This window comes from Pseudomonas rhizophila (assembly GCF_003033885.1).
In the GTDB taxonomy this organism is placed as follows: Bacteria; Pseudomonadota; Gammaproteobacteria; order Pseudomonadales; family Pseudomonadaceae; genus Aquipseudomonas; species Aquipseudomonas rhizophila.
On the sequence record NZ_CP024081.1, the window covers coordinates 1,866,550 to 1,891,097 of the forward strand.

Sequence of the window (24,548 nt, forward strand, 5' to 3'; positions counted from 1 at the left end):
TCCTTTTTACAGATCAAGGGTGAGGCTGACGGTAAAGTTGCGTGGCTCGCCGGGGTTGACCCAGTAGTTGCTGTACGAGCGCTCGTAGTATTTTTCGTCGAAGACGTTGTTCAGATTCAGGCCCACGGTGACGTTGTCGCTGGCCTTGTAATGGGCCAGCAGATCCACGGTGTGGTAGGCCGGCAGTTCGAAGTCCTTGCCGGCTTCGCCGGAGCGATCTCCGACGTATGTGAATGCCGCACCCACGTCGGAGCCGCGCAGGTGGCCGTCCTGGAATTCGTAGACGCCGAGCAGGCTGCCGCTGCGCTTGGCGACGCCAAGAATCCGGCTGCCAGTGGGAATGGTTTCGTCACCCTTGGTCACTTCGGCATCGATGTAGGCGAAGGCGCCGATCACCCGGATGGCGTCAGTTACCTGCCCGGTGAGCTGCAGATCGAGTCCCTGGCTGCGGGCCTTGCCCATGGCGCGGTTGGAGTCTGTGGCCGGGTCCCGCGCCAGGACGTTTTCCTTTTCGATATGGAACGCCGCCAGGGTGGTGCTCAGGCGATCATCGAACAGCTCGCTCTTGATCCCCACTTCATAGCCAACGCCTTCCTCCGGATCGAAGGTTTTGCCCCCGGCATCCAGGCCATTGTTGGGCTTGAACGAGGTGGAGGCGTTGGCGAACAGTCCGACCTCGGGTGTCAGTTGGTACAGCAGGCCGGCCCGTTGCGTGAAGGTGTCATGACGCTGGCGGCTGGTGAGCTGCGTGGTGTGGTCGTCAATGCTCTGCTCGAAATGCTCATAACGCACGCCGAGCATGCCCCGCAGTTTGTCGGTGAAGACGATCTGGTCCTGAAGATTCAGCGCACGGCTTTTCACACGCTCGAAAAAATCGGTGCCGGTACGTTGACCATCAGGTTTCGGCTGGCCATAGACCGGTTGATAGATGTCGATGGGGTAAGTGCCACCGTTGATCGTGGTCACGCGCTCGTTCTTGCGATAGTCCTCGTATTCGGTGCCGATCAGCAATTCGTGCTGCCAGGGCCCGAGGTCAAACAGTCCGCGTAATTCAAGCTGGGTAATGCTGTCGTGCCAATTGTTGTCGCGCTCGCGGTAGCGGCGGTTCACCGTACGACCGTCGGCGTTCAGCGGCCGCGCTTCGGAGGCGAATCCCCAGAGTTCGCCCTGTTTGTAATGGCTGGCCAGGCGCAGTTGCCAGGCGTCGTTGAGCTGATGTTCGAGGGCCGCCTGGAGCATGTTGTTGTGGTTGTCGATGTCGCCGTCGTTGGGTTCGCCCAAAAAGGTCGAGCGGGAAACACCGTTCCAACGGTTGTTCGGCGCCACGATGCCGCGATCGAACGTTGAACTGTGGCGCACGATTTCGCTTTCCACCAGCAGGCGCGTATCGGGGCTCAGTTGCCAACTGAGGGAGGGGGCGACGAAGACGCGCTTGCTCTGGACGTGATCGCGAAAGCTGTGATTGTCCTCGACCGCCAGGTTGACCCGCGACAGCACATTGCCCTCAGCGTCCAGTGGTGTGTTGACGTCCAGCGCGGTGCGGTAGCGATCCCAACTGCCGGCGCTGGTTTGCAGGGTGGTGAAGGCTTCGGGCTGGGGCTTCTTGGTGACGATGTTCACCGTACCGCCGGGGTCGCCGCGCCCGTACAGGCTGGCCGCCGGTCCTTTAAGCACCTCGATGCGTTCAATGTTGGCCGCATCCGGCGTACTCGGATAACCGCGGTTGGCGCTGAAGCCGTCCTTGTAGAACTCCGAAGTGGTAAAGCCACGCACGCTGTATTCGTAGAGTGTCAGGCCGCCGAAGTTGTTTTGCTTTGACACGCCGCCGGCATATTCCAGGGCCCGTTCGACGTTGGTGCTGCCCAGATCATTGAGGACGCTGGCGGGGATCACACTGATCGATTGCGGGATGTCCCGCAGGGCGGTGTCGGTTTTGGTGGCGCTGGCGGAGCGAGTGGCGCGATAGCCCGTCACCGGCCCGGTAGGGGATTCGTAGTCGGCAGAGACGTTGATGGCGTCCAGTTCCATCGGCTGGATTTCCTCGGCGATCACCGGGTCACCCAGCAGACCCAAGGCCAGGCTGGCGAGGGAAATCCGTTTTAGAGATGACATGTTATCTTGTTCCAATTTTTAGTATTGAAACAATATAACACTACTAATGAGAATTTATGCTATTCCTGGCCGACTAAAATAACCGAGGCGAACACGGTTTTTGTGGCGAGGGAGCAAGCTCCCTCACCACAAGGGACCCTTGGCCAGCAAGGCCGTTGCTATCGCGCAGTTACTCTTCTTCCTTCACCACCACCGGTGCCGGCGGTGGGCGCAAACCGATTTCTGCGGTGAGCTTGAGCTCCTTGCCGTTGCGCATCACCTGGATGGCGACCTTGTCGGTGGGTTTGATCCGCGCCACCTGGTTCATCGAGCGACGGCCGTCACCGGCGGGTTCGCCGTCGATGCTCAGGATCACGTCGCCCAGTTGCAGGCCGGCCTTCTGGGCCGGGCCATCGCGGAAAATGCCTGCTACCACGATCCCGGGACGCCCGGACAGGCCGAAGGACTCCGCCAGCTCCTGGGACAGCGGCTGCACTTCAATACCCAGCCAGCCCCGAATCACCTGGCCGTGTTCGATGATGGACTTCATCACTTCCATGGCCAGCTTCACCGGAATCGCAAAACCGATGCCCTGGCTGCCGCCGGACTTGGAGAAGATCGCCGTGTTGATCCCGGTCAGATTGCCGTTGGCATCCACCAGCGCGCCGCCGGAGTTTCCGGGGTTGATCGCGGCATCGGTCTGGATGAAGTCTTCGTAATTGTTCAGGCCCAACTGATTGCGCCCAGTGGCGCTGATGATGCCCATGGTCACGGTCTGGCCGACGCCGAAGGGGTTGCCGATGGCCAGGGTGACATCGCCGATGCGGATGCTGTCCGAACGCCCAATGGTGATGGCCGGCAGGTTCTTCAGGTCGATCTTCAGCACCGCAAGGTCGGTTTCCGGGTCGCTGCCGATCACCCGGGCCAGGGTTTCGCGACCATCCTTGAGCGCCACCACAATCTGGTCGGCGCCGCTGGTGACGTGGTTGTTGGTCAGGATATAACCTTCAGGGCTCATGATTACGCCCGAACCCAGGCTCGACTCCATGCGTTTCTGCTTGGGTGAGTTGTCGCCGAAGAAGCGCCGGAACTGCGGGTCTTCGAACAGGGGATGGCTGGATTTGTTGACGACCTTGGTGGTGTACAGGTTGACCACGGCCGGTGCCGCGATCGTCACGGCATCGGCGTAGGACACCGGCCCTTGTTGCAGTGCCTTGGTCTGTGGCGCCTGCTGCAGGTTGACGTCGAGGCTCGGTAGGCCGACCCACTCCGGATAACGCTGGATAATCAGTAGAGCGACAAGCACGCCGGCCAACAGAGGCCAGCCGGAAAAACGCAGCGCCTTGAGCATTAAGCACGTCCTACAAAGGTTGCAGGCGGTGTGAGACCGCCCATAATGTCGCGCATTATACGAGGCCGCGCGCGCCTCTGAACGGGATATTTAGGAGTCTTTTCATGGCCGTAGCCCTGAACACCCTGGTAGAAGAAGCGGATCGTTACCTGGCCGCCGCCAGGATTGCCGATTACTGCCCCAACGGTTTGCAGGTCGAAGGCGCCCCTCAGGTGACGCGCATAGTCAGCGGTGTCACCGCCAGCCAGGCATTGCTCGATGCTGCAGTGGAGGCTGACGCTGATCTGGTGCTGGTGCATCACGGGTATTTCTGGAAAGGCGAAAATCCGTGCGTCACCGGCATGAAGCAACGTCGCCTCAAAACCTTGCTCAAGCACGATATCAGTCTGCTGGCCTACCACTTGCCGCTGGATCTGCATGCCGAGGTGGGCAATAACGTGCAATTGGCTCGCCAGTTGGACATTACCGTCGAAGGGCCGCTGGACCCGGACAACCCCAAGGTCGTCGGCCTGGTGGGCTCCTTGTCCGAACCGATGACGCCTCGGGACTTCGCCCGTAAAGTGCAGGAAGTCATGGGCCGCGAACCTTTGTTGATCGAAGGCGAGCAGATGATCCGCCGGGTCGGCTGGTGCACGGGCGGAGGCCAGGGCTACATCGATCAGGCCGTGCTGGCCGGGGTTGATCTGTTTCTCAGTGGCGAGGCGTCCGAGCAGACCTTTCACAGCGCCCGGGAAAACGGCATCAGCTTCATCGCCGCCGGGCACCATGCGACCGAGCGCTATGGTGTGCAGGCATTGGGCGATTACCTGGCGCGGCGCTTTGCTTTGGAGCATATCTTCATAGATTGCCCGAATCCCATCTGACTAACGCTGAACTGAATGTGGGAGCGGGCCTGTGGGAGCAAAGCTTGCTCGCGATAGCGGTATTGCATGTGCCGACGTCATCGCGAGCAAGCTTTGCTCCCACGGAGGCCACCGCAACGCCCGAACCGGCAGGCATATCCATATGCTGTTTCGATCTAGTTGGCGCCCTGATTAGAAGAGGTCGCTGTGCTAGGATTCCCCGCTCGAACACGGCCCGCTGGCCGTTCATAAGAAAGTTTTCGTGAGTAGCCATGGTCGACAAACTGACGCATCTGAAACAGCTGGAGGCGGAAAGCATCCACATCATCCGCGAGGTGGCCGCCGAGTTCGATAACCCGGTGATGCTGTACTCCATCGGTAAAGACTCCGCCGTGATGCTGCACCTGGCACGCAAGGCGTTTTTCCCCGGCAAGCTGCCGTTTCCGGTGATGCATGTCGACACCCGCTGGAAATTCCAGGAAATGTACAAGTTCCGCGACCGCATGGTTGAAGAGCTGGGCCTGGACCTGATCACTCACGTGAACCCGGACGGTGTGGCGCAAGGCATCAACCCGTTTACTCACGGCAGCGCCAAGCACACCGACATCATGAAGACCGAAGGCCTGAAACAGGCTTTGGACAAGTATGGTTTCGACGCCGCTTTTGGTGGTGCCCGCCGCGATGAAGAGAAGTCCCGCGCCAAGGAGCGCGTGTACTCGTTCCGCGACAGCAAGCATCGCTGGGATCCGAAGAACCAGCGCCCGGAGCTGTGGAACGTCTACAACGGCAAGGTCAACAAAGGCGAGTCGATCCGCGTATTCCCGCTGTCGAACTGGACCGAGCTGGACATCTGGCAGTACATCTACCTCGAAGGCATCCCGATCGTGCCGCTGTACTTCGCCGCCGAGCGCGAAGTGATCGAGAAGAACGGCACGCTGATCATGATCGACGACGAGCGCATCCTCGAGCACCTGTCCGATGAAGACAAAGCCCGTATCGTCAAAAAGAAAGTGCGGTTCCGCACCCTTGGCTGCTACCCGTTGACGGGCGCGGTGGAGTCCGAGGCCGAAAGCCTGACGGACATCATTCAGGAAATGCTCCTGACGCGAACTTCCGAGCGCCAGGGCCGGGTCATCGACCACGATGGCGCAGGCTCGATGGAAGATAAGAAACGTCAGGGTTATTTCTAAGGGGTTGTCATGTCGCACCAATCTGATTTGATCAGCGAGGACATCCTCGCTTACCTGGGCCAGCACGAGCGCAAAGAGCTGCTGCGTTTTTTGACCTGCGGTAACGTCGACGACGGCAAGAGCACCCTGATCGGGCGCCTGCTGCACGACTCCAAGATGATCTACGAAGATCATCTGGAAGCCATTACCCGCGATTCGAAGAAAGTCGGCACCACCGGTGACGACATCGACCTGGCGTTGCTGGTCGATGGCTTGCAGGCCGAGCGCGAGCAAGGCATCACCATCGATGTCGCGTACCGCTATTTCTCCACGGCCAAGCGCAAATTCATCATCGCCGACACCCCGGGCCATGAGCAGTACACCCGCAACATGGCCACCGGAGCTTCCACCTGTGACCTGGCGATCATTCTGGTGGATGCCCGCTACGGCGTGCAGACCCAGACCCGTCGCCACAGCTTTATCGCCTCGTTGCTGGGCATCAAGCACATCGTCGTGGCCATCAACAAGATGGACCTCAAGGACTTCGACCAGGGCGTGTTCGAGTCGATCAAGGCCGACTATCTGAAGTTCGCCGAAGGCTTGAAGATGAAGCCCACCAGCATGCACTTCGTGCCGATGTCGGCCCTCAAGGGCGACAACGTGGTGAACAAGTCCGAGCGCTCGCCTTGGTACACCGGCCAGTCGCTGATGGAAATTCTCGAGACCGTGGAAGTGGCGGGCGACCGTAACTTCACCGACCTGCGTTTCCCAGTGCAGTACGTCAACCGTCCGAACCTGAACTTCCGCGGTTTCGCCGGCACCCTGGCCAGCGGCATCGTGCACAAGGGCGACGAAGTGGTGGTGCTGCCTTCGGGCAAGAGCAGCCGCGTGAAGTCCATCGTCACTTTCGAAGGCGAGCTGGAACACGCGGGCCCTGGCCAGGCAGTGACGCTGACCATGGAAGATGAGATCGACATCTCCCGTGGCGACCTGCTGGTGCATGCCGACAGCGTGCCGCCGGTCACCGACAGCTTCGAAGCGATGTTGGTGTGGATGGCCGAAGAGCCGATGCTGCCGGGCAAGAAATACGACATCAAGCGCGCCACCAGTTACGTGCCGGGCTCGATTGCCAGCATCGTCAACAAGGTCGACGTGAACACCTTGGAAGAAGGCCCGGCCAGCGCGTTGCAGCTCAACGAAATCGGCAAGGTGAAGATCGCCCTGGATGCGCCGATCGCCCTGGACGGTTACGAGAGCAACCGCACCACCGGCGCGTTCATCGTCATCGATCGCCTGACCAATGGCACTGTCGGCGCCGGCATGATCGTCGCCCAGCCGCTGGCTCACGGCACCAGCACGCACCACGGCAAACTGGCTCATGTGTCGGTGGAAGAGCGCGCCCAACGCTTCGGCCAGCAACCGGCCACGGTGCTGTTCAGCGGCCTGTCGGGTGCTGGCAAAAGCACGCTGGCCTATGCGGTGGAACGCAAGCTGTTCGACATGGGTCGTGCGGTCTTCGTGCTCGATGGCCAGAACCTGCGTCATGACTTGAACAAGGGCTTGCCACAGGACCGTGCCGGACGTACCGAGAACTGGCGTCGTGCGGCCCACGTTGCCCGTCAGTTCAACGAAGCCGGGCTGCTGACCCTAGCCGCGTTCGTCGCGCCGAATGCAGAAGGGCGCGAGCAGGCCAAAGACCTGATCGGCAAGGAACGTCTGCTGACGGTCTATGTCCAGGCCTCGCCAATCGTCTGCGCCCAGCGTGATCCGCAAGGTTTGTACGCTGCTGCCGGCGACAACATCCCCGGTGAGTCCTTCCCGTATGACGTGCCGCTGGACGCCGATCTGGTGATCGACACCCAGTCGCTGACCCTGGAAGAGAGCGTCAAGCAGGTGCTGGATCTGCTGCGCAAGCGTGGGGCGATCTAGGGAAGCCGCTGCAAGCTTCTAGCTTCAAGCGACAAGAAAAAGCCCGCAGATGAGCGATCATCTGCGGGCTTTTTCTTTTCAAGGAACAACTCGGTCAACTGTGGGAGCGAGCCTGCTCGCGATAGCGGTGGGTCAGTCTCCATTTATCCAAGCTGAGACACCGCAATCGCGAGCAGGCTCGCTCCCACAAGGGATTCAATGGCGGTCTGGATACTCCCGATGCATCTGTTCCAGCAACGCATCTTTATCCTGCCACAACTGATTGATCCAGCCCTGGAACTCCAGGCGATAGGCGCCGTCCTGGTCGTAGTTCCTGCCGATGAACTGCGGCGGAATCTTCAGTTCCTGGAAATGCACCACCACTTCGTCAACTTTTCCGCAGAGCAAATCCCAGTACCCCGGTCGGCCGCCGGGATAGTGGATGGTCACGTTGATGATCGACTCCAGCTGTTCGCCCATGGCATCGAGCACAAACGCAATCCCACCGGCCTTGGGTTTGAGCAGGTAGCGAAACGGTGACTGTTGCTGGGCATGCTTGCCTTCGGTGAAGCGTGTGCCTTCGACGAAGTTAAAGATACCCACGGGGTTGTTGCGAAATTTCGCGCAGGTCTTGCGGGTGGTTTCCAGGTCCTTGCCTTTCTTTTCCGGGTACTTCTCCAGGTAAGCCTTGGAGTAGCGCTTCATGAACGGGAACCCCAGGGCCCACCAGGCCAGGCCGATCACCGGTACCCAGATCAGTTCCTGCTTGAGAAAGAACTTCAATGGGCGAATGCGCCGGTTCAGCACGTACTGCAACACCATGATATCGACCCAACTCTGGTGGTTGCTGGTGATCAGGTACGAGTGCTGGTAGTCCAGGCCTTCCAGGCCGCTGAGGTGCCAGCGGGTGCGGCGCAGCAGGTTCATCCAGGCCTTGTTGTTGCTGATCCAGGCTTCATGAATGTGGCCCATCAGCCAGTCGGTGAAACGCTGGGCGGCGGGGAAGGGCAGCAACAGCTTGAAGATGGCCACGATGAACAGCGGGGTGCAGCAGGCGATGGTGTTCAACGCCAACAGCAGCGAGGCAATGACGCCGCGCACAGGAGCAGGCAGGAAATCCAGCATTTAAATATCCATGGGTCGGTTGGCGGCCTGGATCGCGGTCAGGGCGATGGTGTACACGATGTCGTCGACCTGAGCGCCGCGGGGCAAGTCGTTTACGGGTTTGCGCAGGCCTTGCAGCATTGGCCCGAGGCTGACGCAATCGGCGCTGCGTTGCACGGCCTTGTGGGTGGTGTTGCCGGTGTTCAGGTCCGGGAAGATGAACACCGTCGCCCGGCCGGCCACCTGGCTATTGGGCGCCAGTTGTCGGGCCACGGTTTCGTTGGCGGCGGCGTCGTATTGCAGCGGCCCGTCGATCAGCAAGCCGTGTTGCGCCTCGTGGGCCAGCAGGGTGGCTTCGCGGACTTTCTCCACCTCTTCACCGCTGGCCGACTCGCCGCTGGAATAGCTGAGCATTGCCACCCGTGGCGTGATGCCGAACGCGGCAGCCGAGTCGGCGCTTTGCAGGGCAATCTCCGCCAGCTCCGCGGCACTGGGATGCGGGTTCATCACGCAGTCGCCATAGACCAGCACTTCTTCGGGGAACAGCATGAAAAACACCGAAGACACCAGCGAGCATCCCGGGGCGGTTTTGATCAGTTGCAAGGCCGGGCGGATGGTGTTGGCGGTAGAGTGGATAACACCGGACACCAGCCCGTCGACCTCATCGAGCGCCAGCATCATGGTGCCGATCACCACGGTGTCTTCCAGTTGCTGTTCGGCCATCGGCGCGTTCAGGCTTTTGCTCTTGCGCAGCCGCACCATCGGTTCGACGTAACGCTCACGAATCGAATCCGGGTCGAGGATCTCCAGCCCCGGCGGCAGTTCGATGCCCTGGGCTCGAGCCACTGCCTCGACGTCCGCCGGTTTGGCCAGTAGCACGCAGCGAGCGATGCCTCGGGCCTGGCAAATGGCGGCGGCCTGGACTGTCAGCGGTTCACTGCCCTCAGGCAGCACAATGCGTTTGTCGGCGGCCTGGGCGCGCTGGATCAATTGGTAGCGGAACACGGCCGGCGACAAGCGCATTTCCCGTGGCGTACCGCAACGCTGATGCAGCCATTTGGCATCCAGGTGGCTGGCGACAAAATCGGTGATGATCTCCGCACGTTCGCGGTCGTCGATCGGAATTTCCTTGTTCAAGCCATTGAGCAGGTTGGCGGTGTCGTAAGACCCGGTACTGACCGACAGCACCGGAAGCCCCGCCTGTAAGGCGCCTCGACAAAGGTCCATGATGCGCGGGTCGGGCAGGGTGTCGCTGGTCAGCAGCAGGCCGGCCAACGGTACGCCGTTGAGCGCTGCCAGGCTCACGGCCAGGATGATGTCGTCGCGATCACCCGGGGTCACCACCAGCACGCCGGGCTTGAGCAGCTCCACGGTGTTGCGCATGGTGCGGGCGCAAATAATGATGTTGCTCATGCGCCGGGTTTCGTAATCGCCGGCATTGAGCACCTGCGCGCCCATCAGGTCGGCCACGTCACGGGTGCGTGGGGCGTTGAGTTCGGGGCGGAACGGGATGCAACCCAGCAGGCGGAAATCGCCGCTGCGCAACAGTGGCGAGTGCTCCTTGAGCCGCGCGGAGAAGGCCTCCATGCTTTCCTCGGTATGGACTTTGTTCAGGATCACGCCGAGGACTTTTGGGTCTTTGGGCCCGCCGAACAACTGCGCCTGCAGCTCGACGCGACCGGAAAGCTCGGTCAGCACTTCGTTCTCCGGCGCCGACACCAGGATGACCTCGGCGTCCAGGCTCTTGGCCAGGTGCAGGTTGACCCGCGCGGCATAGCTGGCGTTGCGGGTCGGGACCATGCCCTCGACGACCAGCACGTCCTTGCCGATGGCAGCCTGCTGGTAGAGGGTGATGATTTCTTCCAGCAACTCATCGAGCTGGCCGTCGCCGAGCATGCGTTCGACGTGCGCCAGGCCCAGCGGCTGCGGCGGCTTGAGGCCGTGGGTGCGGGCCACCAGTTCGGTGGAGCGTTCCGGTCCGGTATCGCCGGGATGGGGCTGGGCGATAGGTTTGAAAAAACCGACTTTCAGCCCGGCCCGTTCGAGTGTGCGCACCAGCCCGAGGCTGATGGAGGTCAGACCCACACCAAAATCGGTGGGCGCGATAAAAAAAGTTTGCATGCGGATTCTCTAAAGGTGCATGGCAAAGGCGAGGCTATAACTGCCGTCTACCGTCAATTCAGGCGCCAAGGTTATCGCTAACCGGGGCCTGTGCGCACCAGCCGCAGTCAAAGGACTGGCCTATTTTTTCAATACGTTGCGCCGGGTCCAGCACCCAGGCCCGGGACTGCCACGGCGGCAGGTGGCGCAGATGCTGGGTGTGCCCACAGGACAGCTCGGCCACCCAGTGCCCGTCCTCATCCTGATGAAAACCGGTGACCGTCGGTCTGTTCGAACAAGCCCGTTTGTCCGGGTTCCGTTCGCTTTCGGGCAAATCCTTGTTTAGACTTGTCCGTTCTTCATTCTTATGCAAAAGGTCTCGCCCCATGCTGATCGCCGCCAATAAGGCTGTCTCCATCGACTATACCCTGACCAACGACGCTGGTGAGGTCATCGACAGCTCTGCCGGCGGCGCTCCGCTGGTCTACCTGCATGGCGCAGGCAACATCATCCAGGGTCTGGAAAAAGCCTTGGAAGGTAAAACTTCCGGTGACGAGCTGAACGTTACCGTTGAGCCGGAAGATGCTTATGGCGAATACTCCGCCGAGCTGGTCAGCACCCTGAGCCGCAGCATGTTCGAGGGCGTGGATGAGCTGGAAGTAGGCATGCAGTTCCACGCTTCGGCCCCCGATGGCCAGATGCAGATCGTCACCATCCGCGACCTGGAAGGCGATGACGTCACCGTTGACGGCAACCACCCGTTGGCCGGTCAGCGCTTGAACTTCCAGGTCAAGATCGTCGACATTCGTGATGCCAGCCAGGAAGAAATCGCCCATGGTCACGTCCATGGTGAAGGTGGCCATCACCACTGATTTGTGCGCTACGCTCAAGTGAACTGGAAAGGCGCCTTACGGCGCCTTTTTAGTCTGTTGCTGTTAGCATCGTCCATGGCTGTTCGAAAAGATCCGCAAACCTGGAGTTCGTCATGAGTGCTTTCCACGACCTTAAACTTAAAGCCCTGGATGGTCAGGAACTTGATCTGGCGCCGTTCAAGGGGCAAGTCGTGCTGGTGGTCAATGTCGCCTCCAAATGTGGCCTGACACCTCAGTACGCTGCGTTGGAAAACCTCTATCAGCAATACAAGGCCAAGGGGTTCTGTGTGCTGGGCCTGCCTTGCAACCAGTTCGCCGGACAAGAGCCGGGGACGGAACAGGAAATCCAGGATTTCTGCAGCCTCAATTATGGTGTGACGTTCCCGTTGTCCAGCAAACTGGAAGTGAACGGGCACGACCGTCATCAGTTGTACCGTCTGCTGGCAGGCGAGGGGGCCGAGTTTCCGGGGGACATCACCTGGAACTTCGAGAAGTTCCTGCTGGGCAAGGACGGTCGGGTGCTGGCGCGTTTCTCACCGCGCACGGCGCCGGATGATCCGGCCGTGATCCAGGCTATCGAAAAAGCCTTGAGCTGAACCTCTGGAGCAACCATCACCCTGTTGTGTGCGGGCACACTCCTCTCGGCTTCCTTTTGATCCACAATCATTCAAATCAATAGTGCTACCCATTGCTTTCCACGGTCCATATTATCGCTGTCATATTCGACCTGCGACCCTGTTTCCGTGGAGTGTCCCATGCCTGTAAAAGCCTTGTTCAAACCCTTCCATCTCGGTGCGCTGGAGCTGCCGACCCGGGTCGTGATGGCGCCGATGACTCGCTCCTTTTCCCCAGGCGGCGTGCCGAACGCCAAGGTCGTGGAATATTACCGCCGTCGCGCGGCGGCCGGCGTCGGTCTGATCATTACCGAAGGCACGACCGTCGGGCATAAGGCCTCCAACGGTTATCCGAACGTGCCGCATTTTTACGGCGAGGCCGCGCTGGCCGGCTGGAAACAAGTGGTTGATGCCGTGCATGCCGAAGGCGGCAAGATCGTTCCGCAGCTCTGGCACGTAGGTAACGTGCGGCGCTTGGGGACCGAGCCGGACGCGAGCGTGCCGGGCTATGGTCCTTCGGAAAAACTCAAGGACGGCCAGGTCGTGGTTCACGGCATGACCCAGGCGGATATCGACGAAGTCATCGCAGCGTTCGCCCAGGCGGCGAAAGACGCCCAGAGCATCGGCATGGACGGCGTGGAGATCCACGGCGCCCATGGTTACCTGGTGGACCAGTTCTTCTGGGAGGGCAGCAACCAGCGCACCGACGGTTATGGTGGAAGTCTGGCCAACCGATCGCGCTTCGCCATCGAACTGATCCGCGCCGTGCGTGCTGCGGTAGGTGAAGGGTTCCCGATCATCTTCCGTTTCTCCCAATGGAAGCAGCAGGACTACACCGCGCGCCTGGTGCAAACGCCAGAGGCCTTGGGCGAATTCCTCAAGCCTTTGGCAGAGGCCGGTGTGGATATTTTCCATTGCTCGACACGTCGCTTCTGGGAGCCTGAATTCGAAGGCTCCGAGCTGAATCTGGCGGGCTGGACCCGCAAGCTGACCGGCAAGCCAACCATCACCGTCGGCAGCGTTGGCCTGGATGGCGAGTTCCTGCAGTTTATGGTCAACACCGACAAAGTCGCGCAGCCGGCCAGCCTGGAGAAACTGCTGGAGCGCCTGAACAATGATGAGTTCGACCTGGTGGCGGTGGGGCGAGCCCTGCTGGTAGACCCGGATTGGGCGCAAAAAGTGCGTGAAGGCCGGGAGCAGGAGATCTTGCCGTTCAGCCGTGAGGCGTTGATGACACTGGTTTAAGCGGCGCCTGCCATCGCGAGCAGGCTCGCTCCCACACCGGATTTGGGTTGTTCACCGAACGTGTGATCAACACAACACCCTGTGGGAGCGAGCCTGCTCGCGATGGCGGCCCCAGCATCACTGAAAAAATCAGCGCACCGTCGGCGCAGCTGGCATCACCTGTTCACCGACACAAACCCCGCGCAACTGCGTCTCGAACTGCTCGATCACCGATGGCCAGCCCTGGCGACTGGCATGCTGGCGCGCATTGAGCCGCACACAACGCAAGGTTTCACGCTCCTCCAGCAGCCACCGGGCCGCGTCGCAGAACGCCTCTTCATCCCCCGGCATGGCCAGCACGCCGTTGTGACCGTGACGGATGTGTTGCGCCGCCGCGGCCTGATCATAGGCCACCACACCCAGCCCGGACGCCAGCGCCTCCAGCACGACATTGCCGAAGGTTTCGGTCAGGCTCGGAAAGACGAATACATCCCCGGACGCATAGTGGCAGGCCAGCGATTCGCCACGCTGGGCCCCACAAAAGATCGCGTCGGGCAGTTCCTGTTGCAGCGCGGCCCGTTGTGGACCGTCGCCTACTACCACCAGTTTCAGCCGCCGCTCCGGGAAAGCGCTGCACAGTGTGTTGAAACTACGTTTGAGCAGACCCAGGTTCTTCTCCGACGCCAGACGCCCGACGTGGATCAGCGCAATATCGTCATCGCCCAAGCCCCAGGCCTCACGCAGGGTTGTCGAGCGTTTGATCGGATGGAACAGTTGGCTGTCCACACCGCGGGACAACAGCGCCACACGCTCGAAATGCCGGCGTTCCAGCTCCATGCGCTGGCTGAGGCTCGGCACCAGGGTCAGGCTGGAGCTGTTGTGGAACCAGCGCAGGTAATGGGTGAGGGCCCGACTCAACAACCCGAGGCCATACTGCTGGGTGTATTGCTGGAAATTGGTGTGGAAGCCACTGACTACCGAGATGCCCAGGCGCCGGGCCGCCCGCAATGCCGATAAACCCAGCGGCCCTTCCGTGGCGATATACAGCACGTCCGGGCGATGACGTTTCCAGCGCCGCAGCAGCTTGTGCATCGAAGCCTGGCCCCACTGCAAGCCCGGATACCCCGGTAGCGGCCAGCCTCGGCACAGCAACAACTGCTCGTCGCTGGCCTGGCGTTGGTCGCCAGCCTGACGGGGCCGTATCAATTCCACCTGATGCCCGCGAGCGCGCAAGCCGTCGCACAGGCGGCCCAGGGTATTGGCCACGCCATTGATTTCCGGCGGGAAGGTTTCGGTGATGAGGGTGATATGCAGGTGTGTGCTCATGACCCCAGTGTCGACCGGGGCCATTTCGCCATTGTGACGCTTGAATGATGGATTTGTGACCGGTCAGCCCTGGCGGGCCAACGCGGTCTCGGCGCCTTGCTCGCGCACCCAGAACAAGGTCGCGCCGGCCACCGCTGCCGGCATCATCAGGATGTTGACCACCGGGATCAGCAGCACCAGGTACACGCTGCCGCCAAAACCCAGGCTCTGCCAGCGTTTTTCCCGCAGCCAGGCGAGCATTTCGTTCCAGCCCAGCTTGTGGTTGTCCGCCGGGTAGTCGATGTACTGGATCGCCATCATCCACACCCCGAACAGCAGCCATAACGGCGCCGCGACGATATTGATCACCGGAATGAAGGACAGCACCAGCAGGCCCAGGGCGCGGGGCAGGAAGTAGCCGAGCTTGCGTGCCTCCCGGGCCAAGGTGCGAGGGATCATGGCGATCAACTCGCCCCAGCTGAAGGCCGGGAAGTCGTCGGTGCCACGGATCACCACTTCGACTTTCTCCGCGAGAAAACCGTTGAACGGCGCGGCGATGACATTGGCGAGCATGGTGAAGGTGAAAAACACCATCAGCACCACAAGCACCACGAACAGCGGCCACAGGACATAGTTGAGAAAGCTCAGCCAATCCGGTAACGACGGCATCAGCGTGTCGACCCATAGGCTGAACTGATGGCCGGCCAGGTAGATCAATCCGACGAACAGCACCAGGTTGATCACCAATGGCAACAGCACAAACAAGCGCAGACCCGGGCTTAAGACCAGTTTGAGTCCTTCTCGCAAATATTGCGGGCCGGACAGGACGGGGGCGGGCATAAGAGGCTCCGAGCGAAGATGAACGCGCCGACCATACCGGCTTTGCCGGGCTCGGGAAAGCATCGACATGGCGTGTAACAACGTTTGCCGAGTTTATTGAACTGACTGATCTGGATAGAGCTCACCTATGAGCTGGATTGTTAAACCGTATTTCCTTAATCTTCGCTCCCTCGATACGCTGCACCCATTCTTTTCAGGACTGTCGAACCCAAGCCTTCCCCAAGTGCGTCAACAGTCCCTTTTATTCGCGCCGCTCACCCGGCGTTCCGGCCCGCAAGGGCCGGTCAACAGGAGCAGGTCATGTCTGAAGTGCGTCATTCGCGAGTGATTATTCTCGGTTCCGGCCCTGCCGGTTACAGCGCTGCGGTGTATGCCGCCCGTGCCAACCTCAAGCCGCTGCTGATTACCGGCATGCAAGCCGGCGGTCAATTGACCACCACCACCGAAGTCGACAACTGGCCGGGCGACGTCCACGGTCTGACCGGCCCGGTGTTGATGGAGCGTATGAAAGAGCACGCCGAGCGCTTCGAGACCGAGATCGTTTTCGACCACATCAATGCCGTGGATTTCGCCGCCAAGCCGTACACCCTGACCGGTGACAGCGCGACCTACACCTGCGATGCCCTGATCATTGCAACCGGCGCCAGCGCTCGTTACCTGGGCCTGCCATCGGAAGAAGCCTTCATGGGCAAAGGCGTTTCCGCCTGCGCCACTTGCGACGGCTTCTTCTACCGCAACAAGCCAGTGGCTGTGGTGGGTGGCGGTAACACCGCCGTCGAGGAAGCCCTGTACCTGGCCAACATCGCCAGCACGGTCACCCTGATCCACCGTCGCGAAACCTTCCGCGCCGAGAAGATCCTGATCGACAAGCTCAATGCCCGTGTGGCTGAAGGCAAGATCATCCTCAAGCTCAACGCCACCCTGGATGAAGTGCTGGGCGACAACATGGGCGTGACCGGTGCCCGGCTGAAGAACAACGACGGCAGCTTTGACGAGATCAAAGTCGACGGTGTGTTCATCGCCATCGGCCACACTCCGAACACCTCGTTGTTCGAAGGCCAGCTGGAACTCAAGGACGGCTACCTGGTGGTCAAGGGCGGCCGCGACGGCAACGCCACCGCCACCAGCGTCGAAGGTATCTTCGCGGCCGGCGACGTGGCGGACCACGTCTACCGTCAGGCGATTACCTCGGCGGGTGCCGGTTGCATGGCAGCCCTGGACACCGAGCGTTACCTGGATGGTCTGCAGAACGCTTCGTTCTGATTCAACAGGTACAAAAAAACCGGCTTCGGCCGGTTTTTTTATGCGCGGGATTTTTCTGTTCAGTGGACAAGATGTTTTGTTCACCACAACCCCCCCTGTGGGAGCGAGCCTGCTCGCGATGGCGCCGGGTCAGCTTGCATCAGTGTTGGATGTGCCACCGAATCGCGAGCAGGCTCGCTCCCACAGTTTTTTGTGTGGTCAGGGGAATCTGTATTTCAAGACAGCTTCGCCAAGCACGTCTCCAGAATATCCAACCCTTCCTCCAACACCGCCGCCTCGGTCGTCAACGGCGCCAGCAGCCGAATGATGTGCCGCGATTTACCGCTGGGCATCAGCAACAAACCAGACTCCCGCGCCAAGGCCAGCAATTGTGTCAATTGTGCCGAAGCCGGGCTGCCGTCGGCATGGGCCAGTTCGATGCCGCGCATTGCCCCGACGCCAGTCAGGCGGCCCAGGTAAGGGGACAGCCCGCGACTGCGCCATGACGCGTAGCGGCTGACTATCGCCTCTTCCTGTTGCGTGCCCCAGGCTTGCAGGTTTGCGTCGGTCATTTCCTCCAGGGTTGCCAATGCGGCGGCGCAGGCGATGGGATTGCCTGAGTAAGTGCCGCCCAAGCCACCTTTGGGCAGATTGTCCAGCAGCGCCTTGCGCCCCACCACGGCGCCCAGGGGGACGCCGCCGGCAATGCTTTTACCCAGCAGGATCAGGTCCGGCTCGATGCCCAGTCGCGAGAACGCAAAGCGCTGGCCGGTGCGACCGAAGCCGGACTGGATTTCATCGATGATCAGCACGATGCCTTTCTCGTTGCAGAACTGTCGGAGGGCCTGGGCAAAGGCAATATCCATCGGCAGGAAACCGGCTTCGCCCTGCACAGGTTCGACGATGAAACACGCCACGTCATTCACGTCGATTTCGACGCTGAACAACCGCTCCATGGCCTTCAACGCTTCTTCGCAGGTGACGCCGTTGTCCTTGCTGGGGTAGGGCAGGTGATAGACCGGTCCGGGCAGTACGCCGACTTTCTGTTTGTAGGGCGCGACCTTGCCGTTGAGATTGAGAGTGGCCAGGGTTCTGCCGTGGAAGCCGCCATCAAAGGCGATGACGGCCGTGCGCCCCGTGGCGCCGCGCACGATCTTCAAGGCGTTTTCCGCGGCTTCGGCGCCGCTGTTGGTGAGCATGCCGCTGACCGGGTAATCCACCGGGATAAATGCTGCCAGACGCTCCATCAATTCGATGTAGGGTGCGTGCGGGGCGGCGTTGAAGGCGTAGTGCGTCAGCCGGGTTGCCTGTTCGCGGATGGCTTCGACGACACGGGGATGGCAGTGGCCAAGGTTCAACACGCCGATGCCGCCCACGAAATCGATGTAGCGTTTGCCGTCGGTGTCCCAGACCTCGGCATTTTTGCCGTGGCTGAGGCTGACAGGGTGCACGGTGGAAATCGATTGGCTGATGGTTTCACTGCTCATGGATGACGGCTCGGAGGAAGGAAAGATTCCCTTTATCTAAGCCGCGAGCAGAGGTGGCCGGCAAACGAAATAAAGTTGCCGGGTCAATCTTAAAAGTCGGGATGTGAGATCAGTGAGTCTGGCGAGAACTGTTTCTGTGGCGAGAGAGCTTGCTCCCGCTGGACTGCGCAGCAGTCCCAAATCAGCACGCCTGGTGCATCAGTTCACATGCCGGGGCCGTCTGGGGGCTACTTCGCAGCCCAGCGGGAGCAAGCTCCCTCGCCACAGAAAAGCGGACCTCGGCACAGAGGGGAGGCGCGTTGGGTCAGCGCCGCCGCAACGGCTGAGTCTCGAACTTCACACCCGCCAAGCCATGGGCCATCAGCGCCCGGATATTGCCGTGGTCGCTGCCCTCAGGCGTGGCCAGTACCGACCGGTAATGTTCGCCGAACGCCAGCAGCGCTTCTTGATCGCTCAAGCCTTCGAGCAGCGCCAGGCCCAGGGTCTTGCAGGAACCTTCGTTCTGCCCGGCGGCGTTGTCGACGTCACCGTTTTTAAAAGGCTGAGGCTGGTAGTCGTAGCCATTGGCGATAAACGCCAGGGTGTCGGCAAAAATGTGTTCGCCGCTCTTGAGGCTGGCGCGCAGGGTGTTCAGGTCAGGCATCGGGTTTTCCTTTGGCGAACGCCGCTTGCTGTTCGGCGCTGGCTTCTTGCTGGTATTGGGCTTTCCACTCGGCGTAGGGCATGCCGTAAACCACTTCGCGGGCGTCATCGAGGCTGACCTCGATCTGGCGTTCATCGGCAGCTGCCTTGTACCACTTGGACAGGCAGTTACGGCAGAAGCCGGCGAGGTTCATCAGGTCGATATTCTGCACATCCTTGCGGCTGTCCAGGTGGGCAACCAGCCGACGGAAAGCGGCGGCTTCAAGTTCGAGGCGTTGTTGGTCGTTCATGGTGGTCTCTGCGAGACAGCTTCAAGTGGCAAGCTTCAAGCTGCAAGTGGGTTTGCGGTCATCAGGCTTGAAGCTTACAGCTTGTAGCTTTTAGCGGCTACGAAGTAGCCCGGCTGGCGGCGAGCGTAATCGATACTGACTCGGCAAATCGCAAGGCGTGGGGCTTGTCGACTTCGACTTCGGCATACAGCACCGATTCGTTGGCCATGACCAGATCGAGCAGTTCCTGGGTCAGGCGTTCGAGCAGGGCGAAACGGTTGCCTTCCACGTGGGCGATGATCGCCTTGGTGATGGTGCGGTAGTTCAGAGCGTGGTCGATGTCGTTGTCGCGCACCGCATCCTGGGCCGCGTAGAGGATGGTCAGGTTGATCAACACATCCTGTTTGTTGAGGATTTCGTCCTCGTTGATGCCAATGAACGTGCGCAAGCGCAAGTCCTTGACCTTGATGCGCGCCATGGCGGGTTGAAGTTGTGGCATTTACTTGCTCCGTCGAATCAATTGCAGGAACTCCTGGCGGGTGGTGCTGGATTCGCGAAAGACGCCGAGCATCACCGAGGTGTTCATGGTCGAGTTCTGTTTTTCGACACCGCGCATCATCATGCACATGTGCTGGGCTTCGATCACCACCGCAACGCCGGCCGCCTGGGTGACCTGCTGCACCGCGTCGGCAATTTGCCGGGTGAGGTTTTCCTGGATTTGCAGGCGGCGGGCGAACATGTCCACCAGCCGGGCGATCTTCGACAGCCCCAGGACCTTGCCCGTAGGAATATAAGCCACATGAGCCTTGCCGATGAAGGGCAGCAGATGATGTTCGCACAGGGAATAGAGTTCGATGTCGGCGACGATCACCATTTCATCGCTGTCGGAGGCGAACAGGGCGCCGTTGACGATCTGTTCGACGCTTTGTTCATAGCCGTGACAAAGGTACTGCATGGCCTTGGCCGCGCGCACCGGAGTATCCAGCAGGCCTTCGCGTTCCGGGTCTTCACCCAGGCCGATGAGGATCTCGCGATAGTTCTGGGGCGATAGCGCCATGGTGCATCCTCGAAGCAAGGCTATTTGACGTGCCGGCCGCCGTTGACGGTCAGGGTCGTGCCGGTGACGTAGGGGTTGTCCAGCAGATAACGCAGGCTCTGATAGATCACTTCACTGCCGGGCTCGATGCCCAGCGCGGACTTGGCCAGGGCCTTGGCACGGTAGGCCGCGTCGTCTTCGGGATTGAACAGTAGCAGGGCCGGGGCAATTGCGTTGACCTTGATGTGTGGCGCGTATTTCGCCGCGAACGACAGGGTCAGGCTTTCGAGCCCGGCCTTGGTGGCGCAATAGGCGATATGCCGGCTGCTGCCCTTGCGCGTGACGTCATCGCTGATGTGCACGATATCCGCCGGGGTTGAGCGTTGCAGCAGCTCGGCACACTGCAGGTTGATCAGGTAGGGGGCGAGCATATGCACGGCGAACATGGCGTTGAACGCAGCGGCTTCGTGGCCGGGCGTCTCGGTCAGCCATGCCGAGGCGTTGTGGACAATGGCGCGCAATCGGTCGGTGTGCTGCTTGAGCTGATCAATGAAGGCCGAAATCCCGGTTTCATTGGAAAAGTCAGCGAACAGCACGATCGCCCCCAGATCCCGCAACGCCTGCACGCCCGGGCGCTCGGTGCGGAAAGTGGCGATTACCGGATGACCGTCTTCGAGCAATCGACGGGCGCAGTGCAAACCGACGCGCTGGGCTGCGCCAGTGATCAGGATCGGAGCGGTGGCGCTGGGCATAGGAAGGCTCGGTTCACGGCAATCGTAAAACTATAACAGCGACGCAAGGTGGCGACGACTCTGTGGGAGCAAGCCCGCTCCCACAGTGACCCTTGTTGAACGCGAACGCTGCGGCCGACGAGAACGGCCCGGCATCACTGATTCTGCGTAGCCGGCTTGGCTGGCAGTGCTTTGGGCGCTGCACCGTTCAACCAACCCGCCAGCAGGTGAGTCGACATCGGAATAAACAGATAGACCATCAATGGCGTCAGAATGAGTGTGCTGATCAGCACGCGGCTCATCATTCCCAGCTCACTGAGCAATGGCCCCAGCAGAAAGTTGAACAGCAGCGACACCGGAAAGAACGCGAGCCAGATGGCCACGGCCTGTTTCCAGCGCGGTGGCCGTTGATCGCCGGCGCCAAACCAACCGTCGATACCGCGCACCCTGTGTTCCGAAGGGTGGGCAAACAGCTCGCTGCCTCGCGCCAGCCACGCCGTGCGCGAGGCCGAGTGCTCCCAGGCATGCAGGGTCTGCTCGTCGGCAAAGCGGAAAATAATCTGGAATTCATCGCTCTGAGGCGGTGGCGCGAGTACACCGGAACCCAGGTAGCCGGGAAAGTCGGTGGCCAATTGTTCGCCTTCGCGCAACCAGACGATCAGGTCCTGATAGCGCCCATTGGCGACACGACGGGCCACCATCAAGGTGACGGGTGAGGTAGACATTATGTATCTCCGTAAAACAGGTGCGGTACTCCGGGTAGGAGATTCGCGGGAACGCCCCAGGGTGGTGGGGCGCGTCCGTTCGCCAAAAAGCACGCAAGGTTTATTCCTTCTTGAGTGAAAAGCAACAAAATCGCGCATCAGTGGCGTTTGTTCTTGTCATCCTATGACTCAGAGGGAGTACACTGGGATCCAATTTGCCAGCCGGAATTGTCTGCCAAAATGAGCGTAATCACTGAGGATAACTTCGTTTTCCAGGCAACCACTGCCTTGAGGCAGGAGGAACTGTTCCCCATCCGCGAAGTAGCGCGGTTGACCGGCGTGAACCCCGTGACCTTGCGCGCGTGGGAGCGTCGCTACGGTCTGATTCAGCCCACGCGCACCGAAAGCGGGCATCGCTTGTACTCCGTCGGCGATATCGAAAAGGTGCGCAGCATCCTCGCCTGGATTGAGCGCGGGGTGGTCGTGAGCAAAGTGGGAAAGATCCTGACCAAGACCGAATCGGTGCAACCGGTTTCCGCGCTTATTTCCTCAGATCTGGTGAAAGCCGACTATGCCCAGTGGCAACAACAGGTGGCTGGCGCGGTTGGCAACTTTGACGATATAGAGCTGGACCGTCTCTACGGGCAGATATTTTCCACCTACGCCGTGCCGATCGTATTTCAGGACATCCTGATGCCGGTCTGGCGACAGTTGCAGCAACGCCAGCAGGAGTTCGGACAAACCAGCGAATGGGTGTTTTTCGATGGGTTCCTGCGCTCACGCATCATCCAGCGACTCCTGCTCAAGCGCGAAGCCCAGTCGCGACGGGTGTTGGTCGTGGGCATTGTCGGTCAATGTCGAGAGCTGGAGTTGCTGGTCACGGCGCTGTTCGTCTCCAAGGCGGAAGTCGGCGTCAGGGTGTTGACCATTGGGCTGCCATTCGACGAACTGACCCTGGTGTGCCAAAAGGTCCAGCCGTTGGCGTTGGTGCTGGTTTCCAACCATGCACCGCCTGCCGAGTTACCTAAGCGCCTGAACAAGTTGGCGATGGGCCTGGACTGCCCACTGATGCTGGCCGGTGACGCGTCCGATCTGCTTCAGGACAGCCTCGCCGGGTCGTCGATCGGTTGCCTGGGCAGTGAAGGGACCTTGATACATCAGCGGTTGCGACAGCTATTGGCGGGAAATCTGGATACCTGATAACCGGCAGGTCAAGCCGTGCACTAGATGTGCATGGCCGGATGGGTCAGACGGTGTTGCTGAAGGATGTATTGGCGCAGGCGCTCGGTCTCATCCTCGTCATTCTGGCTCAGGTGGTAGGCGTACAGGCCCTGATCGGTTTCCCGTTCCAGTGTGCCGCGCAAGGAAATCCTTTCATAACCTGATGGGCTGAACCACAAGGCAAATTGCTTTGGCGGCTTGGTCCGACTGCGGTTTTGCAACAGGATTCCTTTGCAGGACACCTCATGGGCCCAGAGCGGCCCGGGCAGGCCTTTGGCATTTTCCAGCGCCACCGGCTCGTCAAGCGTGAGGCGCCATGGCCGAATTTTCGGCCCATCTTCGTAGATGCTGGGCACACCCAGACGCAGGTGCATTGCGTGGAATTCGTCTTCCACCAGGTGCAACGGAAAAGTCATTTGCTGGTTTTCGAAGTTGGCTTGCAGCGTCACCTGTTCGTTGGCCGCCAGACGCGTCAGCAAGTCACGAATCTGCGACCCGCCGTTTACCAGCAAGCTCGACGTTACATCCCGCTCGTTGAGTTGCGGGTTGTGCTGCATGGTCCGGATGAAATCCAATTCATCCTGCGTCAGTAGGGCGTCGCGCTGCATGATGTGCTCGAAAAGAGGATTTACACTTTCACTGGTGATTGTAGTGACTGACCGCTAATTCGCCGGTTTGTTTGCGCCGTTCGTCGCTTCGAGTCGGGCAATGGTTGCTCGTGCTTCGGCCAGCTCCTTTTCCAGCTGGGCGACGCGTTGCTGAGCCTTGACCTGAGCGGTCACGTCTTTTTGCACGCCCACGAAATAAGTGCGTCCGTCAGCCTCGTTTTTCACCGTCGACAGAGACAACTCATTCCAGAAAGGGCTGCCGTCCTTGCGGTAGTTGCGCAGAATTTCCCGGCAGGCACCGTTCTGCTTGAGGGCCGTGCGAATCTGCTCCAGGGCCGGCTGGTCGCGATCACCTGACTGCAGGAATCGGCAATCCTGATAAAGAATCTCTTCACTGCTGTAGCCGGTCAGCCGTTCGAAAGCCGGGTTTACATAGATCAGGATATTGTCTTCATCGCCTTCTTTTTCAGCGATGACAATGCCGTCGTTCGAGGCGTTGATGACCAGTTGCATCAGTTGAGCATTAATCATGGGCGACATCCCTTGAACATCCCTGTGTGCGCTGCATTTTAGAAGAACCTACCGCGATGTCTACTGGCCATTATTGGATGTTGAGAGTCAATCGCAGCGTTGCGTCTGAGCCTGCTACTATCGCCGCTCTTTTTATTCAGGTTCAGGATCAGATTGATGAAAGTCGCCATCCTTTCGGGTTCCGTCTACGGGACCGCCGAAGAAGTCGCTCGGCACGCCGCCAAACTGCTCGGTGAAGCGGGTTTTGAAACGCTGCACAACCCGCGCGCAAGCCTTGCGGACATTCAGGCGTTTGGCCCGGCGGCCTTGCTGGCCGTGACTTCCACGACGGGCATGGGAGAGTTGCCGGACAACTTGATGCCCTTATATTCGACGATTCGCGACCAATTGCCAGCCTTTTTTCGTGACCTGCCGGGTGCCGTGATAGGCCTGGGCGACGCCAGTTATGGCGATACCTTCTGCGGCGGTGGCGAGCAGATGCGCGAGTTGTTCGCCGAGCTGGGCGTGCGCGAGGTATTGCCCATGTTGCGTCTGGATGCCAGCGAAAGCGTCACCCCGGAAACCGATGCCGAACCTTGGCTGGAGGCGTTGATCGACGCGCTGCGTCGCTAACGTAATGTGAGGTGAACGGTCACCCCCGGATGACTCGCTCGGCCA

25 protein-coding genes are annotated in these 24,548 nt (G+C 60.3%); 9 read left to right on the top strand and 16 right to left on the bottom strand.

The window, feature by feature from the left end:
- Positions 1 to 6: 6 nt before the first annotated feature.
- Both CRX69_RS08740 and algW read right to left on the bottom strand, forming a co-directional pair.
- Entirely contained in the window at positions 7 to 2,112 is a 2,106-nt protein-coding gene (locus tag CRX69_RS08740) for a TonB-dependent siderophore receptor (protein WP_107321882.1), read from the bottom strand.
- A 169-nt stretch (positions 2,113 to 2,281) separates the two neighbouring features.
- The gene (gene algW, locus CRX69_RS08745) at positions 2,282 to 3,442 is read right to left on the bottom strand and encodes a Do family serine endopeptidase AlgW (protein WP_047228651.1); all 1,161 of its coding nucleotides are present in this window, start codon (positions 3,440 to 3,442) and stop codon (positions 2,282 to 2,284) included.
- Positions 3,443 to 3,546: 104 nt separating this feature from the next.
- On the opposite strand from algW, the gene CRX69_RS08750 reads away from it, so the two are divergent.
- The 3 genes from CRX69_RS08750 to cysN all read left to right on the top strand — a co-directional run bounded on the left by CRX69_RS08750 (position 3,547) and on the right by cysN (position 7,382).
- Complete coding sequence (locus tag CRX69_RS08750; protein WP_047228650.1) at positions 3,547 to 4,305, top strand: Nif3-like dinuclear metal center hexameric protein; 759 nt, start codon at positions 3,547 to 3,549, stop codon at positions 4,303 to 4,305.
- 251 nt (positions 4,306 to 4,556) lie between these two features.
- A complete protein-coding gene (cysD, locus tag CRX69_RS08760; RefSeq protein WP_003178041.1) occupies positions 4,557 to 5,474 on the top strand; it encodes a sulfate adenylyltransferase subunit CysD in 918 nt (305 codons plus the stop codon).
- A gap of 9 nt (positions 5,475 to 5,483) precedes the next feature.
- Positions 5,484 to 7,382: a sulfate adenylyltransferase subunit CysN gene (gene cysN / locus CRX69_RS08765; protein ID WP_047228649.1), complete on the top strand. Its 1,899-nt coding sequence runs from the start codon at positions 5,484 to 5,486 to the stop codon at positions 7,380 to 7,382.
- A 195-nt stretch (positions 7,383 to 7,577) separates the two neighbouring features.
- Here cysN and CRX69_RS08770 read toward each other — a convergent pair whose 3' ends face one another.
- From CRX69_RS08770 to CRX69_RS08780, 3 genes are read right to left on the bottom strand one after another with little or no spacing between them, the layout of a single operon-like run.
- On the bottom strand, positions 7,578 to 8,486 hold the full coding sequence (locus tag CRX69_RS08770; RefSeq protein WP_047228648.1) for an acyltransferase: 909 nt from the start codon (positions 8,484 to 8,486) through the stop codon (positions 7,578 to 7,580).
- Positions 8,487 to 10,586 (bottom strand): phosphate acetyltransferase, encoded by a 2,100-nt coding sequence (pta, locus tag CRX69_RS08775; protein WP_047228647.1) that lies wholly within the window; start codon positions 10,584 to 10,586, stop codon positions 8,487 to 8,489.
- Positions 10,587 to 10,644: 58 nt separating this feature from the next.
- On the bottom strand, positions 10,645 to 10,983 hold the full coding sequence (locus CRX69_RS08780; RefSeq protein ID WP_076383569.1) for a DUF3565 domain-containing protein: 339 nt from the start codon (positions 10,981 to 10,983) through the stop codon (positions 10,645 to 10,647).
- On the opposite strand from CRX69_RS08780, the gene CRX69_RS08785 reads away from it, so the two are divergent.
- From CRX69_RS08785 to CRX69_RS08795, 3 genes are all read left to right on the top strand, one after another.
- Positions 10,952 to 11,437 carry an FKBP-type peptidyl-prolyl cis-trans isomerase gene (locus CRX69_RS08785; RefSeq protein WP_047228645.1) on the top strand — a complete coding sequence of 162 codons (486 nt, stop codon included), beginning with the start codon at positions 10,952 to 10,954 and terminating at the stop codon, positions 11,435 to 11,437. The genes CRX69_RS08780 and CRX69_RS08785 overlap by 32 nt on opposite strands.
- A gap of 113 nt (positions 11,438 to 11,550) precedes the next feature.
- Positions 11,551 to 12,033 (top strand): glutathione peroxidase, encoded by a 483-nt coding sequence (locus CRX69_RS08790; RefSeq protein WP_047228644.1) that lies wholly within the window; start codon positions 11,551 to 11,553, stop codon positions 12,031 to 12,033.
- A 159-nt stretch (positions 12,034 to 12,192) separates the two neighbouring features.
- Complete coding sequence (locus CRX69_RS08795) at positions 12,193 to 13,296, top strand: NADH:flavin oxidoreductase (RefSeq protein WP_047228643.1); 1,104 nt, start codon at positions 12,193 to 12,195, stop codon at positions 13,294 to 13,296.
- Between the two features lie 129 nt (positions 13,297 to 13,425).
- Here CRX69_RS08795 and CRX69_RS08800 read toward each other — a convergent pair whose 3' ends face one another.
- Together CRX69_RS08800 and cysZ are read right to left on the bottom strand one after the other, a co-directional pair.
- Positions 13,426 to 14,625, bottom strand: a complete 1,200-nt coding sequence (locus CRX69_RS08800; RefSeq protein WP_076383571.1) for a glycosyltransferase family 4 protein — start codon at positions 14,623 to 14,625, stop codon at positions 13,426 to 13,428.
- Positions 14,626 to 14,664: 39 nt separating this feature from the next.
- A complete protein-coding gene (gene cysZ / locus CRX69_RS08805) occupies positions 14,665 to 15,420 on the bottom strand; it encodes a sulfate transporter CysZ (RefSeq protein WP_047228641.1) in 756 nt (251 codons plus the stop codon).
- Between the two features lie 300 nt (positions 15,421 to 15,720).
- Here cysZ and trxB point away from each other — a divergent pair, with 300 nt between their 5' ends.
- Positions 15,721 to 16,683: a thioredoxin-disulfide reductase gene (gene trxB / locus CRX69_RS08810; protein ID WP_047228640.1), complete on the top strand. Its 963-nt coding sequence runs from the start codon at positions 15,721 to 15,723 to the stop codon at positions 16,681 to 16,683.
- Positions 16,684 to 16,898: 215 nt separating this feature from the next.
- On the opposite strand, the gene CRX69_RS08815 is transcribed toward trxB, so the two are convergent.
- From CRX69_RS08815 to CRX69_RS08845, 7 genes are all read right to left on the bottom strand, one after another.
- A complete protein-coding gene (locus tag CRX69_RS08815; RefSeq protein WP_047228639.1) occupies positions 16,899 to 18,149 on the bottom strand; it encodes a 2-aminoadipate transaminase in 1,251 nt (416 codons plus the stop codon).
- Between the two features lie 304 nt (positions 18,150 to 18,453).
- Positions 18,454 to 18,792: a HopJ type III effector protein gene (locus CRX69_RS08820; protein ID WP_076383572.1), complete on the bottom strand. Its 339-nt coding sequence runs from the start codon at positions 18,790 to 18,792 to the stop codon at positions 18,454 to 18,456.
- Positions 18,785 to 19,081, bottom strand: a complete 297-nt coding sequence (locus CRX69_RS08825; RefSeq protein ID WP_076383573.1) for a DUF1244 domain-containing protein — start codon at positions 19,079 to 19,081, stop codon at positions 18,785 to 18,787. Before CRX69_RS08825 ends, CRX69_RS08820 begins: the two co-directional genes overlap by 8 nt.
- 97 nt (positions 19,082 to 19,178) lie before the next feature.
- Entirely contained in the window at positions 19,179 to 19,559 is a 381-nt protein-coding gene (folX, locus tag CRX69_RS08830; RefSeq protein WP_047228636.1) for a dihydroneopterin triphosphate 2'-epimerase, read from the bottom strand.
- A complete protein-coding gene (folE, locus tag CRX69_RS08835; protein WP_047228635.1) occupies positions 19,560 to 20,117 on the bottom strand; it encodes a GTP cyclohydrolase I FolE in 558 nt (185 codons plus the stop codon).
- A gap of 20 nt (positions 20,118 to 20,137) precedes the next feature.
- Positions 20,138 to 20,848: a dihydromonapterin reductase gene (folM, locus tag CRX69_RS08840; protein ID WP_076383574.1), complete on the bottom strand. Its 711-nt coding sequence runs from the start codon at positions 20,846 to 20,848 to the stop codon at positions 20,138 to 20,140.
- Between the two features lie 134 nt (positions 20,849 to 20,982).
- Positions 20,983 to 21,552, bottom strand: a complete 570-nt coding sequence (locus CRX69_RS08845; protein ID WP_047228633.1) for an antibiotic biosynthesis monooxygenase — start codon at positions 21,550 to 21,552, stop codon at positions 20,983 to 20,985.
- Positions 21,553 to 21,771: 219 nt separating this feature from the next.
- Here CRX69_RS08845 and CRX69_RS08850 point away from each other — a divergent pair, with 219 nt between their 5' ends.
- Positions 21,772 to 22,731 carry a MerR family transcriptional regulator gene (locus CRX69_RS08850; RefSeq protein WP_107321885.1) on the top strand — a complete coding sequence of 320 codons (960 nt, stop codon included), beginning with the start codon at positions 21,772 to 21,774 and terminating at the stop codon, positions 22,729 to 22,731.
- A 23-nt stretch (positions 22,732 to 22,754) separates the two neighbouring features.
- Here CRX69_RS08850 and CRX69_RS08855 read toward each other — a convergent pair whose 3' ends face one another.
- Positions 22,755 to 23,360 (bottom strand): hypothetical protein, encoded by a 606-nt coding sequence (locus tag CRX69_RS08855; protein WP_047228631.1) that lies wholly within the window; start codon positions 23,358 to 23,360, stop codon positions 22,755 to 22,757.
- Positions 23,361 to 23,414: 54 nt separating this feature from the next.
- The gene (locus tag CRX69_RS08860; RefSeq protein ID WP_047228630.1) at positions 23,415 to 23,891 is read right to left on the bottom strand and encodes a PAS domain-containing protein; all 477 of its coding nucleotides are present in this window, start codon (positions 23,889 to 23,891) and stop codon (positions 23,415 to 23,417) included.
- Positions 23,892 to 24,047: 156 nt separating this feature from the next.
- Between CRX69_RS08860 and CRX69_RS08865 the strand changes: the two genes are divergently transcribed.
- Positions 24,048 to 24,503 carry a flavodoxin gene (locus CRX69_RS08865; protein ID WP_076383576.1) on the top strand — a complete coding sequence of 152 codons (456 nt, stop codon included), beginning with the start codon at positions 24,048 to 24,050 and terminating at the stop codon, positions 24,501 to 24,503.
- Positions 24,504 to 24,548 lie beyond the last annotated feature (45 nt).